We start from the raw sequence: 19,805 nt of genomic DNA, 5'->3' as shown, positions 1-19,805 counted from the left end.
CGTTACTATATGTAAGTAAGCACTTACATGTTTTTGGATGATGAGTAATTTAAAACCAGGAGCAGCAAAAACGCGTAAACGCTTACTCAAAGCAGCTATTGAAGTTTTTTCTGCTGCAGGAGTTCTTGGAGCCACTACTCGTGAAATTGCACGAGTAGCAGGAGTGAACGAAGTTACTTTATTTCGTCACTTCCAGAGCAAAGAGCAACTTCTGAGCGCGGTTGCTGAACATGTTACCGCATTAATAGCAGAAACACTTGCCCACCAAGATGAATGGACGCAAGATTTGCGGCGCGATTTACTGCACTATGCCCAGCTTTATGATCAGATGCTTGGAGAGCATGAAGCGCTGGTTCGGATGTTCATTGGTGAAGCTCAGCGACACCCTGATGAAGCCCTGCAAGTCTTCCAACAATCGAGTCAACCTTTGCGTGAAAAGCTTGTTGCGTATCTATGCAATGGAATTGAGCGTGGAACTGTCCGTTCCGATGTAGAGTTGTCCCTTGCAGTGGATGTATTCACTGGAATGCTATTGGCTGGAATGTTACGCCGTCATGTCTGGTCGATTTCACGGGATTATAGCCGCGATCGCTACATCGAAGAGTGTGTCGATCTATTTGTACGCAGCATTGGCACATCGGTTTCAAATCCAAGCTATCACTCGACTTGATCGTGATTTGAGCGTTGTTTGTGCTGCACTACATGAAAACACGTAGCACCTGCCGTGCGTTCTTAAATCTTATATCCGACCCACGCGTACCCTCAACTATCACCAATCGTTTTTTCTGAATTATAAAATAATATGTCATTTCTAATACTAAACATAGATAAATTCGTCATTCTGTTTTCTGTTCTTTATATGTCATTGTTAAAACTAAATACAAGTAGATTGGTCGTTCTGTTGCCTGTTCCCTGCTAAGCGCTCCCTAAAAATCTGTAGTGTGACACCCCAAGGTGCGCGTGGGTGGTTATCTTCTTAAATTTCACATTTAATCAAATTGTCATTTTGTAGTCGGATCGCTTGAGAACAACATGAAGCAAGGGGAATCAACTAATCTCTCAACTCCAGAGCCACCTGTTACTTACAATGGCAATGGTGCGACATTAAAACCAACATTAAAACCAAACGAGCAGAAAACAGAGCCAGTCATAGAGGAAGATACGGCTACTTCTAATAACACTGTCGTCGAGCAACAGGAAAACATTGATGAGGATGAAGCTGTTGATGAAAATAAGCAGCACAAATCTGGTAAGCATCGAAAATGGATACTGCTGCTAGGTGGTGCGATCGCCTTCGCCGTTGCAGGAGTCTTCGGATTGCGATGGTGGCAGTTTGAAAGTACCCATGTCACCACCGATAACGCCCAAATCGATGGACACCTGTCGCCGGTTTCTGCCAGAATTTCTGCAACGGTTCAGCAAGTCTTAGTCAAGGAGGGCGAACGCGTGAAACTAGGACAGCCCTTAGTCGTTCTGGAAAATCAGGATTTAAACCTGCAAGCACATCAAGCAGAAGCGAATTTGGCAAACGCCAAAGCTCAACTGCAAAAGGCGGCTGATACTGTGAGCGTGACTCGCCAAACAAATCCCACGCAGGTACAACAAGCTCAGGCAAAGCTAGCAGCAAGTGTATCTGCTGTGAAAGCAGCACAAGCCAATGTTAATCAAGCTCAGGCAAAGATTGAGACAAATCAGGCGAATGTAGCTCAAGCACAAACTGAGGTTAACAAAACCCAGGCGGATTTTCGTCGCTACCAAGCCCTTTACCGGGAAGGGGCAATCTCAGCTCAACAGTTTGATACCGCACAAGCTGGATACAAAAATGCTGAAGCAGGGCTAGTAGCTGCACAAAAAAGTGTTGCTCAAACCCAGGCAGAGTTCCTAAATGCTCAAGCCCAACTTCAAACAGCTCAAGCTCAGGTAGAACAAGCCAAGGGGCAGGTGCAAGAAACGCAAATCTCTGGGCAAAATCTAACTGTGCAAAAAGACGACCTGCAAGCGGCGCAAGCGCAAATGAGACAAACTGATGCCACCCTAGCCTTGGCACGTCAGCAACTGGAATACACCAGGATTTACGCTCCAGTGACCGGGTATATCGGTCGTTTGACGGCTCAGGTGGGACAAAAAGTCCAGATTGCACAACCCCTACTATCGGTGGTACCGCTCCAGACGGATGAGGTTTATGTAGAGGCGAATTTGAAGGAAACGGCACTGGGACGGGTACACATTGGGCAAAAGGCAGACGTTGAAGTGGATGCCTATCCTGGAGAAACGTTTCACGCTCATGTCGCAGGTATCAGCCCTGCCACTGGATCTAGCTTTGCCCTCATCCCACCCGACAATGCGACAGGGAACTTTAATAAAGTCGTGCAGTGGGTTCCGATACGTTTAGTGTTTGACTCGAATACTGATCCAGAACACAAACTCAGACCTGGATTGAACGTCACAGTCATAGTGGATACGACCTCTGTTGCAAAAAACAGGTCCACAAACGCTAGATATTAATCACTCAGCCTTCAGTTTATATTAACTTTCTATCAACAATGGCTATAACCGATGATTCTTCATCTCGTTCAAAGCAAGCGACTGGTTCAAAAAACTCGAAAGGTTCTGCTTATAATTCCGCAGGTTATGTGCAAGGACCACTGAAGTGGGCGATCGCACTGACGGCATCGTTAGGCGCAATTTTGGAAGTTATTGATACCAGTATTGTTAACGTTGCCCTGACTGATATTCAAGCCACATTGGGGGCAACCGTGAGTGAAGTCGGTTGGGTGGTGAGTGGCTATGCGATCGCCAACGTTATTCTGATTCCACTCTCTGCCTGGTTAGGAGATGTCTTTGGTAAAAAAAACTACTTTGTCTTTTCAATGATAGGATTCACATTCGCCTCAGTGGTGTGTGGCCTTTCTCCCAATCTGCCCATTTTAATCATTGCTCGCATTGTTCAGGGATTATTTGGCGGTGGACTACTTGCCAAAGCGCAAGCCATCTTATTTGAAACGTTTCCACCTGCGGAGCAAGGTGTTGCCCAATCGGTGTTTGGAGTTGGGGTGATATCTGGACCGGCGATTGGTCCGACCTTAGGAGGCTTTCTTACTGATAATTTGGGCTGGGAGTGGATTTTCTTCATTAACCTGCCGATTGGTCTTGTAGCAGTGGCAATGTCGATATTCTTTTTGCGCCCCGATCCTCCAAAAAGTCAGCAAACTCAACAACCCGTTGATTGGTGGGGAATTGGGCTATTGGCGATCGCAGTCGGTAGCTTGCAGACCGTTTTAGAAGAAGGCGAACGAGACGATTGGTTTGAATCGAGTTTTATCACTACTCTGGCTATTACTGGTGTCGTTGGGCTGGCGTTATTTATTTGGCGAGAATTAACTATAAAAGCACCTGCGGTGCAGTTGCGGGTATTGCGTCACCGTTCATTAGCAGCGGGTAGCGTCTACTCTGGCATTTTGGGCATGGGGCTTTATGGTGCGCTGTTTGCTGTGCCGTTATTTACTCAAAGCGTATTGGGATTTTCCGCAACACAAACCGGATGGTTACTGGCTCCTGGTGCGTTAGCATCAGCGATTGTCATGGTTTTGCTGGGTAAGATTTCCGGCAAAGTGGATGCCCGCCTGCTCATTGGTATAGGGGCAGTTGGTTCGGCGCTGGTTATGTTTAACCTTAGCAAAATTACGCCTCAAACGGGTACCGATGATTTATTCTGGCCTCTAATTTGGCGGGGGGCTGTGACGGTTCTCATGTTTTTGCCATTAAGCTTGGCAACTTTAGGTCCATTGCCCAAGAAGGATGTTTCTGCTGGTTCCGGCTTTTATAATCTTACTCGTCAGTTAGGTGGCAGTATTGGGATTGCAATCTTGACAACCATGTTGGAGCAACGGCAAGCTTTCCACTCAGCAGTACTGCTGGCAAAGTTAACTCCTTACGATTTAGAAACTCAGCAACGCCTTAATGCGTTGACTGGCGTTTTTCAGAGCCGAGGCTCAGATGCGACAACGGCTCAACAACAGGCGTTTGCAAGCCTGAAACAATTGGTCAGCACGCAAGCAGCAATTTTATCCTATGCAGATATCTTTCATTTTGTCGGCATTGTGTTCCTCTGTTCCTTAGTATTGCTGATGTTCTTGGGTAAAGGGGGTGCAGGTGCGAAGGCTCCTATGGGTCATTAATCGAATAGCACGCTTGTTAAGCGATCGCTTGCAGCGTTATTTTCAGCGCGCCTTTATGGCTCAAGTACTTAAGGAGGTAACGCAAAGGTGCTGTTAGGTTTCAAGACAGAACTAAAACTCACAATCAACAAGCGCACAGCATTGATGAAGCATTGAGGCTCCGCACCATGTCTTACTTTGTCGGCGAATGCTACAAGTCTAGCCTGAATTCCTATGCAGATTAGACTTGTGCATCTTTATTCAGAAATGCTATGAGCTAACCCATTTTTTGCACTGCACTCAGCATGAAATTAATCCGCTGCTCAAAGTCTAGCTTTTGAATATCTGCTGTAAATTTGTCCGTTTCAGCAGGTAGTTGATAGTCAGACGGCATTCCTATGATGGTTCCGTTCTCCATTCCTTGTGCCAGCATCAGCCAAACATCTAATTTGGCATTGGGACTTAGAGAGTCATAACCACTACTGCTATCGGTAGCTGCACCTTTAATAAGGTCGCGTTGTGCTTGCAGTTGTTCTTCCTTAGACAAACTCTGGATTCCGTCAAACAGTGCCTTAGCTGGTACTTCTACGCTTTGAGGTGGTGCTGGGTTTAGTTGGTCTTTCATATCCAGGTAACCGAACCAAAGTAGGGCTAGTTGAGTATCCACATCAAAGCGTTGAAAAGCTTCCAGAGCTGGTTTTATGCTTTCGTCAACTGTGTAGGTCATAAAAAACTCCAAGCAAGTTAAAGTTATTCTCAATTTCCTGAGTGACTAAGAAAATTTGCTCTTAGTAACTTTACACAAGTTAACTAATAAATAAAGATAGATAACCCTACTTAGGGTAGGAATAAAACTCACTACACAAGATAGATTACCGTTGTGGTAAATGGTTTAGTTGTTTCCCTGAATACAGTGAAGTATCACCAACTGAAAGCGACAAGGTCATTGCGTTTGATCCACCAAACCGCACTTTCTTAACTGGCTACAATGGCGAGAATGTCCAAAGTCCAGTCAGATATCAATTGGTAGTGAAATCTGTCAGAGCAAAAAGCTATAAAAGTTTACTTTAACCGCCCCTCCTCACACTGGACACACTGATTTGGGAGTAAAATAGAGAGAGCACTGATTTTTCCAGCATCATAGGGCTTGTGGCTGAGCACAGACAACTTGGAGGGATATACAAAATGATCAAGACAAGTTACGACTTTGACCAAGCTATTCTACCTGCAGGTTCTTCATTAAAGACTAATATTCTGCTGCGTTTTCGTGCTGACATAGCTGAATCTCCCCGACGTAACCTTAACCTTTCTCTTGTCATTGATCGCTCAGGTTCTATGGCAGGTGGTCCCTTGCATCATGCACTCAAAGCTGCTGAATCTGTGGTGGATCAACTTGAGCCAAACGACATTCTTTCAGTGGTTGTTTACGACGATGAAGTGGACAGTGTTGTGCCACCCCAGCCTGTGACTGACAAAGCCGCGCTGAAAAATTCCATACGCAAGGTGAGAGCCGGTGGTATTACCAACTTATCCGGCGGATGGCTCAAAGGCTGCGAACATGTGAAGAAGCAACTTGATCCGCAAAAAATCAACCGTGTTCTCCTGCTTACCGATGGTCACGCCAATATGGGCATTCAAGACCCTAAGGTACTCACAGCCACATCAGGGCAAAAAGCTGAACAAGGCATCACCACAACTACCTTGGGTTTTGATGAGGGTTTCAATGAAGACCTCCTAATTGGTATGGCAAGGCCTGGCAACGGCAACTTCTACTTCATTCAGAGTATTGACGAAGCAACAGAAGTGTTTAGCATTGAGCTAGATTCTCTGAGGGCAGTAGTGGGACAGAACCTCAAGGTGACGCTTGAGTTGGCTGATGGTGTCAGCCTCGTTGATACTTTAAGTTTTGCGAAAGTCAGCCAGAATGAGGCGGGTCTTGCTGTGATTACGTTGGGGGAACTTTATGAAGGTGAAGACAAACTTCTGGGGTTGAGTCTGGTAATCTCCTCTGCTCAAATTGGTGAGTTACCTGTGATGAAGCTGCATTACAGCGCTGATGTTGTTCAAGACGACTTGATTCAAAGCGTGTCAGGCATAGCAGATATCATTGCCAAAGTTGGCACCGTTGAGGAAGCAGCTCTTGCCTCTACGAGCCGTATCATCCTTGAACTGAGCCGCCTCACCATTGCTAAAGCCAAAGAAACTGCCCTCGATCTAGCTGAACATGGCAGACATGAGGAAGCTGAGCAAATCCTGCGTGCACTTGTGCAAGATTTGCGGGATAAAGGATTGAACGAGAATTTTGAAATTGCTGAAGAGATAGATCAGCTGGAGTATTTCGCCGGTCGGATCGCCCAAAAAGCTCTAGGCAATGCCGGACGTAAAGAACTGCTGGATCAGACTTACCAGACAATGACGCGCAATCGCAGCGACTTGGTCGGTCGCGGTGTCACTGCTGGCGATGAAGTGTACGCGATGCCAGTTGTGAATGAAGTCGGTTCTGGTGTGGAACTGTACTGCGTTCGTGAAGGGGGTAAGCTGCGAGTAAAAGTGATGTCCGAGGGTTATGATTCAACCAAAAACGTCCAGTTTCCCCGATCAATTCGTGCCGAAGGAGCACGCTATGTCGTTGAAAAACTAGAACTCTCAAGCGATAGCAGTTTCTACCGTGTAAACGGCAACATCACCCGTTTTGCTCAACCTGGTGAAGCAGATATCTTCGTTGCCCATAGGCAATCGAGGTCAGCTAGCACAGGCAAAGCTTCCAAAGGTCCTGCCAGTGCTGCCGACCTCCCCACAACTGACACTACGAAGGACGGCATTCTAGTTCAGTGTGTCAAAGATGGCAGCAAGCTACGTGCTAGAGTGGTTTCTGATGGATATGAACCGGATTGGAACATGCGTTTTCCCCGCTCCGTTCGCGAGGAAGGAATGCTTTACGTTGTTGATGAAATCAAAACAGCACCTGATGGCAAATCTTATATTGCGTGTGGTGAAATTAAGCGATTTGTGCAACCTACCATTACAAATTAGGGGTGTAAGGGTGTAAGGGGAGCCAGTGCGTTGGGGAGCCAGTACTGCAGGAGGGTCTCCCTCCGTAGGTATCTGGCGTCCGGGTTTCCCGACTTGTAGACGCCCTTGGCGGCTTCCCGCAGGGTAGCACCTGGCGTTGTAGGGGTGTAAGTGGAATTGATTCACGGTTTTTCTTTTTCAGCAGGACTTACGCAAAAAAATGAAAAAAAACCGCATAGACGCAGAGCGGCTTCCCGCAGGGTAGGACGCAAAGAACACGAAGTTAAGAGGGTTTAAAAGAGTTTTTGCGTAAGTCCTATTTAGGATTTACGCTTTTCAACGTAATTCCGTCATTAATTACGAATTACGAATTTACGCCTCAATCAAAGGATTATACTCATCTGGGTTGTCAAAGCCTGCAATCCAGGCGGCTGCTTGATGACAACTCCGCATGTAAGGGCAGGGCTGTTTCATTCCCTCAAAGGCTCATAATGTCAAGGCTTTGTGAAGCGCAATTGCTCTAATTTTTCTGGAGAATAATTGAATTTTTTGGATCAAAATGTAGGTTTTCTATCACTTCTGTCCCAAAAATCATCGCGCTACGTATTGACAAATCCTCCCTCCTTATTGAATGAAACAGCCCTGGCATGTAAGGGGGAACGCGTAGGATATGAGTGTGTCCTGTGGATGGACAAGTGACTTTCAAGACCATAAGTGGTTCGTCATCCTCAAAAGGAATGTAGACAAGTTGACGTTCTCCACCAGCGTCTCTATCGCGATCGCGGACTAACCCTCCCACTTGCTGCAAAAATGTTTCGTATCCCAGACGCTCAATGAGCACGCGACGCAACTCAACATTTTCTACATTCAGGATATCCTGCCCCGTTATAGACTGCGATTCAAAGGCAATGCTATCGCTCACCTGCACGCCTCGCCAGCGCAAAACGAAACCATGCCCCGCAGGCAAACTGGTAATCCCGCTTCCAGCCAACTCGATCCAATAAGTGACGTGGAGACCTTTGGGAAGGATCGTGAGGTTCACACAGTCTCTAATATCTAGACTTTCACAGGTGAGATTTTCAGGTAGATTGTAAAGAGCCGACGCCCCACTTAAATCCAGATGACCCAAAACGCGCATACCATCCCATGCGCGATGCTCAAGGATGAGTTTTCGACCACGTTCTGCAGATACAGGCTCGTGGCTTTCGCTTGGACGCTGCTTAACTGGTTTATTAGGCACACGTCCGTTCGACATCATCCTAAACATTAGTCGGTTACCTCTACGTAAGCATCAGGGCGGTATTCACGTTGTCTCCACACGCGGTAAAGTCCTTGAGGTAATTCAATCGCCCGATGTTCTTCATGAATCAATGTGGCACTTGGTTCTTTAACCTCTAGAAAAAGGTTACTACCATGCACCCACAACTGAACAGCATTAGATTGCTGAATGCGATGGCTGTGTCCTGTGACTTCACCATGAGCCAGAGTAGCACCTACACGCTTTTGAGCACCAACTGGTAAACTAGCAATTCGTCCGATCAGAACGTCGCCGTGTCTGTAGAGAATACCAGTTTGGTTAGCTTGGGAGTTTTTACGGTTATTCAACATGTATTAATCATACAATACCTTTGCCAAAAATAAAGCTCTTGGATTCGTAGACTGCTGTACTAGTTTGGCATCTACCCTGCGGGACATGATGTCAGCTATCTTTTCTATTATCTTTAGGACGTGAAAGACAGCTAGTTTTGGCGTGCATTATTTTCACCGACTTAACTCTTATTTCAAAATTTGATATGAAACAACTAGAAGCAGTCGTTGCCAATATTAACGACTTAAAAGATGGTGAAATGCAACAGGTGTGTGTCGGCGAGACAGAAGTTTTGCTGAGCCGATTGGATGGAAAGTTTTATGCCGTCGGCGCACATTGTAGTCATTATAAAGCACCACTGGCAGAGGGGGTGTTAAGTGGGCATCATGTTGTTTGCCCTTGGCACAATGCCTGTTTTGATGTGACAAATGGCGACCAAACAGAGCCTCCTGGCTTGGATTCTTTAGCGTGCTATACGGTACGCATTGAAGGTGAAAACGTCATTGTCAGCGTACCAGAGAAAACAACGGGGTTGCGATTGCCCTCAATGGCGCAATTCGACCCCAACGTTGATAAACGCACATTTGTTATTTTAGGAGCGGGGGCGGCTGGTTCTCATGCTGCAGAAGCTTTGCGAGTAGCTGGATATCAGGGGCGAATCGTCATGATTACTCAGGAAGACAAGCTGCCCTATGATCGCACCAAGCTTAGTAAAGACTACTTAATTGGTGAGACATCCTCTGAGGAAATGCCGTTGCGCTCGCCAGATTTCTACAAAGAACACAATATTGAAGTGCTGTTTAATAAGCGAGTTGAGCAGGTGACAACAGGTGCAATCGCTTTGAGTGATGGTGATTCGTTGACTTATGATGCCCTGTTGGTAGCAACAGGAGGAAAGCCAGTAAGTCTCGATATTCCAGGTGCAGACTTACAGAACATTTTCACATTACGTAGTTTTGATGATACCAATCGCGCTTTGGCACTCACCGAGCAAAAAAAACAGGTGGTGGTGATTGGTTCGAGTTTTATCGGTATGGAAATGGCTGCTGGATTGAGTCAGCGAGGCTCACAGGTAACCGTTGTTTCGCCCGATTCTGTACCTTTTGAGAAAATCTTAGGTGAGCAAATTGGCAAGCAATTTCAGCAGGTTCATCAGGAGAATGGCGTTTCCTTTAAGTTGGGCAGGAAAGCGGTTCAATTTGAAGGTAGTAGCAAAGTAGAAGCTGTAATATTAGATAATGGCGATCGCTTAACAGCCGATATAGTCATTGTGGGAATTGGTGTACAGCCTGCAACAGAATTTCTTGGGGGTGTTAATTTGCATTCCAAAGATAAGAGTATTGTTGTTGATGAATACTTGCGTGCGGCTGAGGGCATTTACGCAGCAGGCGATATAGCTCGTTATCCCGACTGGCGTACAGGAGAACCAATTCGCGTTGAACACTGGCGAGTTGCGGCAGAGCAAGGGCGGATTGCAGCTCATAACATGGCAGGAAAAGCAGTCAAATTTAAAGGACTTCCTATTTTCTGGACAATGCAATTCAAATTTCCCTTGCGCTACGTTGGACATGCTGAAAGTTGGGATGAGATGATTGTGGATGGCGATCTGCAAAAACAGGAATTTATTGCTTTCTATGTGAAAAATAATCAAGTATTGGCAGTTGCAACCAGCCATCGGGATACCGAAACAGCGGCTATCTTTGAACTGATGCGTTCCAACCAGATGCCAACACTCGATGAATTACGCAGCGGTGCAGTTGATTTCGTTCAGAGACAGCGTCAAGTTAACAGCAAGTCCTAGGCTGTCGGCAGACCATGCACGGCAGTGGCATCTCAATCTATTTAGGACTTACGCACACTCTACGAATTCTTGGCGCTCTTGGCGACGCCAGTCACCTACGGAGGGAAACCCTCCTGCAGCGCTGGCTCGTCTTGGCGGTTCGATAAATAAAGCTTTTTGGCTATTTTTGCCTAAGTCCTACTATTGATGGGGTTTTCCCGTATTTCTCTATAGAAGGCTTGACCCCTACTTTCTCAACCTAAAACGCACCGGCATTCTGTCGGATGGATAAATCAAAAGGTTCTGCTGTAACTGTTCCACAGATGAACGACCGTTAACTAACTCCCAGTCGAAGTAGCGCAACAATAATGCCAGCATCACCGTTGCTTCCAGCATTGACAGATGCTCTCCTAAGCAACGATGATAACCTGAGCCAAAGTCTATCATTGGAAGTAAACTACTTTCCTTACTCTTGTCTAACCAACGCTCCGGCAAAAATTCTTCGCTCTGAGGATAGACTTCTGGATCTCGTCCAGCAGCAAGCATTGACCAGAATACTTTCGTACCACGAGGAATAAGCTTACCTTCAATAACAATGTCACGTTGAGCTTCCAATGAAGTCGAGCCGGAGGCAACTGAATAAAGGCGCAAAGTCTCCTTGATAATAGCGCGAACGTAAGCCAGTTCTTTTAGGGTTTCTGTATTAATGCCACTTCGACTTTGGCAAGCTTGGTCAACTACAGCCTGTGCATGCTGAAAAACCCTTTGATTTAAGGTCAACTCTGCTACTGCAAAGGATAAAGTATGAGCTGTAGTGTCAGTACCAGCTATTAACAATTCTATAGTTTCTGCTATGAGTGTTTCCCGATTGTATTTCGGTTCTTTGGCGGCTATTTTCACTAACATTGATTCTTGGAACAAAGGACTTACCTGTGGTAGCTCGGTTTTGTTTTGTTCTCTCATCTGTAAAGCTAAGTCTACTCTGGGAGTAATAAACTCCTCTAAAAATCGCCTTGCTGCCCAATAATCTCGTGAATTTTTAGTTGGCAAATATTTCATCCATCTCTTCTCGCCAGTAGCTACCCGTAGGAAGCGATAGCCTACAACAGACATTGCCTCGTATACCTTGAGAACTTCGAGGGGTGGTCCTTCATGACTGGTGCTCTTTTTATCTACAGGAATCCCCAGTACTAGACAGCAAATCACCCTCATCGTCAGTTCTACAAACAGAGGATCTACCTGAACTTCTTTTGGTGGAGCGGTTTCTTTAAGTGTGTCGATGACTTGTTCGCAAGCTTGGCTAATAATCTCAACATATTTGAACAGACTGCTAGAACTAAATTCGGGGTTCCAAGCCTTGCGTCGCCACTGCCACTCAGTCCCGTTTTGACCGAGAAGAATCGGCCCACTGATATCGTTCCAAGCTTTGCTCGCTCTCTGGGACCTAACTAGGCTCCCGTCTCTCATCCCATTTACAATAGTGTCTTCAATAACTTTTGGCTTACTCAAAACCAGAACTGGATTGCCAGTCCAGAAGACATACATTGGTCCTAGCTGCTGGCTCCAATCAAACAATAATTGGAAGTATTTCTTCTGTTTTACTGCTGCTAATATTTGAGGGACATTTCCTAACAGCCAGTGTCTGGGAGGAGAGGGAAGCGAGTCTAGAGATTTGTAAGTGTTCTTTTGTTTCCACCAGCGCCAGCCAAATATGACCGCTATGCTAGTAACACCTGAGACTGTAACTAAATATGGAAATGAGTCAGAAAAAGCAATCTGAGCAGCAATGTTTTGGAACATGAATCCGCCTTTGTCTAACAAAAACTTCAGACTATCCAGATACTAGCGTATTGTTTCGGTGATTCGTTAATGCGATTTTCATGCGAAAATCGACGTTTAGAAAACTCATGGTGCTTCAATATCCACTTACTGAAGAGATGCCCTCTTTGTTCGCGGCACTTTCGGCTGTTGGTAGTGAGCCGCGCTCATTTAATTGTGACGGAGCTTTTTGCTGGCAATGATTATTATTACTATTTATTGGTGATTTTATTCTTTGGAAGTCCGTAAATGAATCGTACTATTAGAGCGCTTGTCACTCTGTCCTGAATGAATGAACTTGTTTAAATCCTTTGAATCTAAGCTAATTTTCCAAAAGCCTTCAAGAGGAGGTGACGAAGATGGTTGAGTGTCGCCTACAAAATTATTATCAGGAATCAAGCCAATACTGAATGCCCTATTCAGAAAAATGTGTCCGAGTTTTCCAAAACCAGAAATATTGCTCGGGTCAGTTATAACCTTCTGCGACAACTGTATAGTAGTTTCGTATCCACCATCAAAGTAGATTGTCGCTCGATTCTGTTTAAAGCGTACCTGAACGTCGTAAACTCCACCAGTTGCACGGTAGTAAGCTTTGGCTGCTAGCTTTGTGCCATCAATATTTTTCCCCTGATACTCAACTGCCATAACAGGTGGCGTCAGCAAAAACAGGGTAGATAAGACTAGCCCTAAGACTTTCATGACTTTGAGTGTGCGTAACTATCGAGCTATATTCCTAGGATAACGCTGTACTAAGCCAAAAATACTATTTTTTCGGTAATACGCATTTTTTTGTATTTTTGTCAATTATGTGAACGGGAAATTCTAATGTCATCGCACAGATGACGATCTTCCTTTGTGACATTAGGGTTGGTCTTCAAATAATCATGTATCCATTCACACCCGCGCTTCAATACCATATCTAGATCCAATAGCTCCAAGTTCCACAGCAGCAAGGTTTTGTCATTACTAGCTGAAGCCAGCAGCTTACCGTCGGGACTCCAAGATATACTCCTAACCCCACTGCTATGCCCTGTGAGTCTCATCAATTCCTTACCCTCAAGGTTCCAGAGTTGGACAGTGCCGTTATCACTTGCTGAAGCCAGTAGTTTGCCGTCGGGGCTAAAACTGACGCTGTGAACCCCGTCACCTTCTACATGATGGATCCAGAGTTGCTTGCGGTTCTCGATACTCCAGAGTTTGATGGTGCTGTCCTTACCTCCCGAAACTAGGAGCTTGTCATCGGGACTCCAAGCGACGCTCCTGACTTCACCGCTATGCCCCCTAAGCGTCTCCACCTTGCGGTTTGTTAAGCTCCAGAGTTTGATGGTGCCATCGCGACTTCCCGAAGCCAACATCTTGCTGTCATGACTGAAGCTGACGCTCCAAATTTCATTGTCATGCCCTTTGAGTGTCCTGATTTCGTTACCGTCTTTGCTCCTAAGTTTGATGGTAGTGCCACTCGTCGAAGCTAACAGCTTACCATCGGGGCTAAAGCTGACACTTCTGACCGCATCATTCTCTTCGTGGTTCCATTCTTTGCCGTGGTTCACCAAGCTCCAGAGTTTGACACTATTGTCCTCACTTCCCGAAGCCAGCATCTTGCCGTCGGGACTCCAAGCGACACTATAAACCTTTCCGCTATGCCCTTGTTTAATCCCCGGCAATTCCTTACCCTCAAGATTCCAGAGTTTGACACTCTTGTCATCACTCCCCGAAGCCAGCATCTTGCCATTAGGGCTAAAGTTGACGCTCCTGACCACATCGTGATGCCCTGTAAGAGTTTTAAGTTCCTTGCCCTCAAAAGTCCAAAGTTTGATGGTTCCGTCAACAGTTCGCCAAGCCAGCATTTTGCCGTCGGGATTCCAAGCAGCGCTTTCGACCCAAGTACTATTTTTAATAGTCCTGAGGATATTGCCTTCAGGACTCCAGAGTATGACGGTTTTGTCAATACTCGCCGAAGTCAACATCTTGCCGTCGGGACTCCAAACTACGCTCCTAACAGAATCGCTATGCCCTTTGAGCGTCCTCAGTTTCTTGCCATCTACCGTTTTCCAGAGTATGACGGTTTTGTCAGAACTCCCCGAAGCCAGCATCTTGCCGTCGGGGCTGAAGCTGAGGCTCTCGACATCTCGATTATGCCCTTTAAGCGTTTTGAGTTCTTTGCCGTCATTCCAGAGTTTGATCATGCCGTCATAACTCCCCGAAGCTAGCATCTTGCCATCAGGACTGAAGCTGACGCTAAGAACCGCAGAGCTATGCCCTTTGAGCGTTCTCAGTTCCTTGCCGTCATTCCAAAGTTTGATGGTGCCGTCATCACTTCCGGAAGCTAGCATCTTACCATCAGGGCTGAAGTTAACGCTCCTGACTTGATCGCTATGCCCTTTGATCGTCCTCAGTTCCTTGCCGTCAAGGCTCCAGAGTTTGATGGTGCGATCGGCACTCCCCGATGCTAGCATCTTACCATCAGGGCTAAAACTGACGCTACCAACGGCACCCTTATGCCCGTTGATCGTCTTGAATTTCTTGCCGTCAAAACTCCAGAGTTTGATGCTGCCGTCATTATTCCCCGATGCTAGCAGTTTACCATCAGCGCTCCAAGCTATGCTCAGGAAATCACCGCTTTGCCCTTCCAAGCGGTTGCGCTCTCTCACCCAGTAAACTGCCTGCTGTAATGCAGTCAAAGCCTCAAACTTAGTATCAGGATCTACTCCAATTGCCCTTTTTAGTTTTTCCCCTGCTTTTATACCTTCTATCAATGCATCAAACTTTTGGTCTGAGGCAAAAAGTTCTTTTGAAGATGCAGTTAGGGTTTTAATCTGAGCCACTTGGTTCTGATACCACTGAAAACCAGCAAATCCCAACACGACGGCGAACCCTGTCGCCACCAAGCCAATTGTCTTGCGGCGGTTGTGGCGCTGGCGCTGGAGACTGCGTTGCACAAACTCAGTTTCTACCTTGTTGAACCAGTTGTCAGTTGAATCAAGTACCTGCTGCAAGAAATCGAGACGTGGATTACGATCCCAAAGAAAGCCTGCCTGTCGCTTTCTTTTCCAAAACTGCTCGAACCAATTACGCGGATTGGGAGTCCAATGAAACGTTGTTGGTTGGTTGCTGTTCCATTCCAGAGCAGCAGGTGTCAACCGCCGTTGTAGAATTATAGTCTCCGGCTGTTGTTGTTTCCAAACCAACAGCTTTTGCCATCCCCGTACTAAGGCATCATGAGCAGGTTCAACATAGCAGTTTCCCTCGCTATCTTCACCTTTGACTAGCAGCCGTGCGTCGGTAAATTGCCGAATCACCTCCTGCACATGCTCATTTTTGTCTGAAGGATACTCCAGTTCAGACAAGAGTACTTTTCTACGAGCCAACTCACCACCATCTACTGCCACCATCCGCAGCATCACCTGCTTAATAACAAGTGTATAAGCTTGATCGCGCTTTTGTAACTGCTCATATTCAAAGTCAGCTTTTTGGGTGAGGCTGCGCGTAACGCCACCCAGTTCTTCATAATCTGCTTGAGCGATCGCGCGATCGCTCCTTGTCCCCTTCCTAACACTTTGAATATACTTGAGGTAAAGCTCACTTAGGGTAAACGACAGCAACGGCAGCGTTCCCGGCATCAGCATGACCTCATCAATTAACTGGTCTACCAAAGTGGGTGGCTCAAAAAACATCACTCTGGCAGTAGCTGGTTCCACGATTGCTTGCCGCAATTCTTGCCGCTTCATCCCCGGTACGAGAAACCGAGCTGATGTCCAATACTGCTTTAAGGCAGTATCGCTTAATTGCGGTTCAAAGTCATTTCGCAGTGTTAGCACCAGGCGTAACTGCTCGGGACTTGCCCCGATTGCCTCTGCCAAGCCGCTCAGAAACTTCTCTCGCTCAGTGTTATTGCGGCATAGGGTGACTAATTCTTCACACTGGTCGATGACCAGCAGCAGCTTGGAGTTGGGATTAAGCTGACTCCAATTCGCCAATTTTGCCAGCACGCTTTTTACTCCGGGAATAGCCGCTTCTTTATCAACAACTGGCAAGTTTTCTTGAAGCAGCATTTTATTCAAAGCCCTCAAGGGGGAGTCTCCGGGGCGGATAGGAGGGAGGATGCGCCACTGTTGCTGACTTTTCTTCAACTGAGGAATCAATCCGGCTTTGACCAAACTCGACTTACCCGCACCGGAAGCGCCTAGCACAACCGTTAATGAATGCGTCGTGACAAATTCTTGTAGCTTTTGGATCAAAGCAGTTCTACCAAAGAACTTATCGCTGTCTTCTTCTTCAAACGACGCTAATCCCTTGTACGGGTTAGTTTTTTCATTTAGTTTGGGGGCTGGTTTTAATTGATTGCGGTCAAAACCAGGAACGGGAAAAATGTACTCCCCTTTGTCATGCCTCTTAAGTACACAGATTTCGGGAGTCTGTTTGCTAGTTATGTTGTCGCGCAAATAGACGTAGAGTTCAGTTGCAGTGATCACACCATCCTTGGTATAATCTGCCTCTCCGCTGAATGCCTTAAAAAGAAGTTCTGCAAAGGGAGAGTGAGATTGATTCTCGCCCCGCTGCCCAAAACTATACAGGTAATCTGCGGCTTTCTCGTCATCGGCGGCTGAGGTAATCACCTGGTGAGCGCAACCAGCAATAAAGCGATCATAGCGTTCCTGATAGAGTTTGTGCGCTCGCACCACTTGTCTATTGCGTCCTGCCCACCGGAAAGTACCAGCAAAGCAGCAGTCAAGGATAATCAACATATGACGGCACGGCAGTTTGACTAAGGCATCGTGCAGTTGCTGCATAGGTAGCCAAGTCCTGTCATCTTGTTGCCCATCTTGAAGCACGAGGAAACCTGCTGGTCCATCGGCATTGTCTAGTCCATCTTGGGCGAAGCCGTGTCCGGCAAAGTAGAACAGGAATCGATCATTAGGTTCAACGTGGATTTTACTGCCATCGGGTAAAGTAAGGGTTTGCTCCTCAAAAGCTGTAAACAGACTGGTGAGTTTGTCCTTAGTTGCTTCTGTATCTAACAATCGTAGAACTTGGTATTGATACTTTTGCTCCAAGATCAGGGCAAGTTGCTTAGCATCATTGACAGCAGTTTTGAGTTCCGGGATGCCATTGACATAGTGATTGATACCGATAACAACTGCCAGACTGCGTTTAAACTCAGGCATAGTGGAATTTTCACATAGCGGCTTTCCTACGACGCATTGCTCTCAATGCTCTCAATCGTAAATAAACTTACAAACGTAGTCTTGCCTACAGCACGCTACGCGAACGACAAAAAAGTAAACGAGTTGTTATAGATAATGATTATATGATTCAAGTTTTAAACTCTTGTTTTCTTAAAAATACAATATATTGTTCTTATCCCTTGTGTCAACCTTAATTCAGATGCTCTTACCCTATCGCTGGTAAGACTTTTTTCCTTAGTAGGAAGGGGCGATTAAATTGGTGCTGATAACGTTACGAAAATCTTGCAATTACACTTATTTTTCTTAATCATTTGTCATTGATCTTTATTAACTCAGTAGCCATCATATACTCCCGTACATAATGGCTACTTAATGACTATTTCAATTCATACTCAGGGTTATATTCAACTAACTCAATCTCATTTCCATCTGGATCGTTGACATAAATTCTGTGCTTTGTTTCAGGCGCTGTCATTGTGTAATATTCAATGTTCTCGGTATCGAGCAATTTTTTCATAGCTTCGCCGTCTTTAATCACAAAGCCAGTATGGTTTATGCCAATGTTTTCATAGGCTGTATGTACACGCTCTTGGCTATTTCGATCATTGAGAGCAAGATAAAATTGATTATCTCCAAAATGCATCCAGTTTCTACCTTCAAACACCCCCTCGGCGCGTACATACCAATCAGGAAATAGGATTTGATAAAACTTCTTGGTTGTTTCAAGATTTTTGCAAGAAACGTTGATATGTTCAAAACGAATAAGATTCATATTTTTCTCCTTTGCGCCGAACCCCAGCGTGATTCCTTGCGATACGCACAGCGATAAGCCTCTGGCTTATCGCCTTCCGCGCAGTTCTGTGTGAAAGCATTGCCGTGTCAGATTGATTGGCAGTCAAATCCCCAAGGCACTAAGAACTATCGCAAGTCTTGCACCTAAGCTGGCAACTGCACCGATAACAAGGCTTTGCATACTTGGTGGGGTTCTTTACTTTATCTCTGTTATTTAATCATACTCGTTATGAGTTTGAATTACCACTATTCGCAAAAAATTCTTGGTGTTTTGTCTACTGCAATGATCCAAGGAGTGTTGAATTACTGTGCGCCTATGTAGTACTTTTGTATTGTTTTGAGATTTGGCTCAAAGTCAAAAAGCACTACTTCATCAGATGCATATCAATTTAGAAAATACTTTACAAGCACAACTCAACCAATCCCTTCACTTCACAAGCTGCATGGGTGTGAATGTCGCCATCAATGATGAGAAACATGGAGTCTGGTTGGGAAGCAGTGGTTTCTCAGATCTTGATGCCAACAAACCTCTTGATGTCAATCGCTCATTTTATATTTACAGCATTACCAAAACCTTTGTTTCCGTTTGCTTATTGCGTTTAGCTCAGGATAGGTTGTTAAATTTAGATGATCCACTGACAAAATGGTTACCCCGAATGCCATTTGATGATACTGTCACCTTGCGTCGGTTGTTAAATCACACCAGTGGAGTACCGAGTTACACCAGCTTAAAAGATTATTTGCCTGCTGTTTGTGAGAATCCTTCCGTTCCTTGGACACATAATAAAGTTGCTAAATTAACCTGTACAGGAAAACTCGATTTTAAACCGGGAGAAAAATGGAGTTATTCAAACACAGGGTATATGTTGCTGTATGAAGTGATTGAAGCTGCTACCAGTAAGAGTTTTGCCCAAGCGTTAGAAGACAACGTGTTTTCAGTATTGGATTTACAAAATACTTATGTTGCTCATGATGTTGACACAAAAGGTGTTTTGACACCTGGTTATTGTCGATACTTAAATTCAGAACGAATCATGGAGAATGTGATTCCTCGTTATCATCCAGATTGGTGTGCAACAGGACTCATTGCTTCTACGCCTGAAGAAGTTGTGAAATTTTTTGACGGTCTTTTCTCTGGTAAACTATTGGTTTCCAAACAATTAGAGCAGATGCTCACCCTTGTACCCACTGGTACCCGCGAGCCTTGGTATCAAAAACATTGCTATGGTTTAGGAATAATGGCAGATCCTGAATCCAAGTATGGTGAGAAGTATGGTCATGGTGGAGATGGCCCAGGCTATAATTTGTGGGCAATGCATATACCGAATTTTCACGGGCGCAAACTGACGTTAGCAGTTTTTTGTAATACTTCTCTCATCGCTCATCCTTATGCAATGGTCAATGATTTATTGCGTGTTCTTGAAGCTGCATAGCAAAAGATTGGAGGAAATACCCTCCACTCTACCTTTTGC

General features: G+C 45.5%; 13 protein-coding genes. 6 read left to right on the top strand and 7 right to left on the bottom strand.

The features are described from left to right. Nucleotides 1–40: 40 nt before the first annotated feature. From DP114_RS20885 to DP114_RS20875, 3 genes are all read left to right on the top strand, one after another. Nucleotides 41–670: a TetR/AcrR family transcriptional regulator gene (locus DP114_RS20885; protein ID WP_169265919.1), complete on the top strand. Its 630-nt coding sequence runs from the start codon at nt 41–43 to the stop codon at nt 668–670. Between the two features lie 362 nt (nt 671–1,032). After that, complete coding sequence (locus DP114_RS20880) at nt 1,033–2,505, top strand: HlyD family secretion protein (protein WP_171977031.1); 1,473 nt, start codon at nt 1,033–1,035, stop codon at nt 2,503–2,505. 38 nt (nt 2,506–2,543) lie between these two features. Then, on the top strand, nt 2,544–4,178 hold the full coding sequence (locus DP114_RS20875) for a DHA2 family efflux MFS transporter permease subunit (protein WP_171977030.1): 1,635 nt from the start codon (nt 2,544–2,546) through the stop codon (nt 4,176–4,178). 256 nt (nt 4,179–4,434) lie between these two features. On the opposite strand, the gene DP114_RS20870 is transcribed toward DP114_RS20875, so the two are convergent. Then, nucleotides 4,435–4,884 (bottom strand): orange carotenoid protein N-terminal domain-containing protein, encoded by a 450-nt coding sequence (locus DP114_RS20870; protein WP_169265895.1) that lies wholly within the window; start codon nt 4,882–4,884, stop codon nt 4,435–4,437. A 458-nt stretch (nt 4,885–5,342) separates the two neighbouring features. On the opposite strand from DP114_RS20870, the gene DP114_RS20865 reads away from it, so the two are divergent. Further along, nucleotides 5,343–7,190: a vWA domain-containing protein gene (locus tag DP114_RS20865; protein ID WP_171977029.1), complete on the top strand. Its 1,848-nt coding sequence runs from the start codon at nt 5,343–5,345 to the stop codon at nt 7,188–7,190. A 499-nt stretch (nt 7,191–7,689) separates the two neighbouring features. Here DP114_RS20865 and DP114_RS20860 read toward each other — a convergent pair whose 3' ends face one another. Together DP114_RS20860 and DP114_RS20855 are read right to left on the bottom strand one after the other, a co-directional pair. Further along, nucleotides 7,690–8,436 (bottom strand): DUF6745 domain-containing protein, encoded by a 747-nt coding sequence (locus DP114_RS20860; RefSeq protein WP_246162612.1) that lies wholly within the window; start codon nt 8,434–8,436, stop codon nt 7,690–7,692. Beyond that, nucleotides 8,436–8,777 (bottom strand): hypothetical protein, encoded by a 342-nt coding sequence (locus DP114_RS20855; protein ID WP_169265898.1) that lies wholly within the window; start codon nt 8,775–8,777, stop codon nt 8,436–8,438. The genes DP114_RS20860 and DP114_RS20855 overlap by 1 nt, the downstream gene beginning before the upstream one ends. Nucleotides 8,778–8,962: 185 nt before the next feature. On the opposite strand from DP114_RS20855, the gene DP114_RS20850 reads away from it, so the two are divergent. Continuing rightward, complete coding sequence (locus DP114_RS20850; protein ID WP_171977028.1) at nt 8,963–10,558, top strand: FAD-dependent oxidoreductase; 1,596 nt, start codon at nt 8,963–8,965, stop codon at nt 10,556–10,558. 225 nt (nt 10,559–10,783) lie between these two features. Here DP114_RS20850 and DP114_RS20845 read toward each other — a convergent pair whose 3' ends face one another. The 4 genes from DP114_RS20845 to DP114_RS20830 form a co-directional block, all read right to left on the bottom strand. After that, on the bottom strand, nt 10,784–12,337 hold the full coding sequence (locus tag DP114_RS20845; protein ID WP_171977027.1) for a cytochrome P450: 1,554 nt from the start codon (nt 12,335–12,337) through the stop codon (nt 10,784–10,786). A gap of 246 nt (nt 12,338–12,583) precedes the next feature. Then, nucleotides 12,584–13,054, bottom strand: coding sequence for a hypothetical protein (locus tag DP114_RS20840; RefSeq protein ID WP_169265901.1), 471 nt, complete (start codon nt 13,052–13,054; stop codon nt 12,584–12,586). Between the two features lie 101 nt (nt 13,055–13,155). Further along, nucleotides 13,156–17,520 carry an nSTAND1 domain-containing NTPase gene (locus DP114_RS20835; RefSeq protein WP_171977026.1) on the bottom strand — a complete coding sequence of 1,455 codons (4,365 nt, stop codon included), beginning with the start codon at nt 17,518–17,520 and terminating at the stop codon, nt 13,156–13,158. A 397-nt stretch (nt 17,521–17,917) separates the two neighbouring features. Continuing rightward, complete coding sequence (locus DP114_RS20830) at nt 17,918–18,313, bottom strand: VOC family protein (RefSeq protein WP_169265903.1); 396 nt, start codon at nt 18,311–18,313, stop codon at nt 17,918–17,920. A 364-nt stretch (nt 18,314–18,677) separates the two neighbouring features. Between DP114_RS20830 and DP114_RS20825 the strand changes: the two genes are divergently transcribed. After that, a complete protein-coding gene (locus DP114_RS20825) occupies nt 18,678–19,766 on the top strand; it encodes a serine hydrolase domain-containing protein (protein WP_246162611.1) in 1,089 nt (362 codons plus the stop codon). Nucleotides 19,767–19,805: the final 39 nt, after the last annotated feature.

Source organism: Brasilonema sennae CENA114, from assembly GCF_006968745.1.
GTDB classification, from domain to species: domain Bacteria; phylum Cyanobacteriota; class Cyanobacteriia; order Cyanobacteriales; family Nostocaceae; genus Brasilonema; species Brasilonema sennae.
The sequence above is the reverse complement of the archived record's forward strand: the minus strand, read 5'-3'. Positions and strand labels throughout refer to the sequence as shown.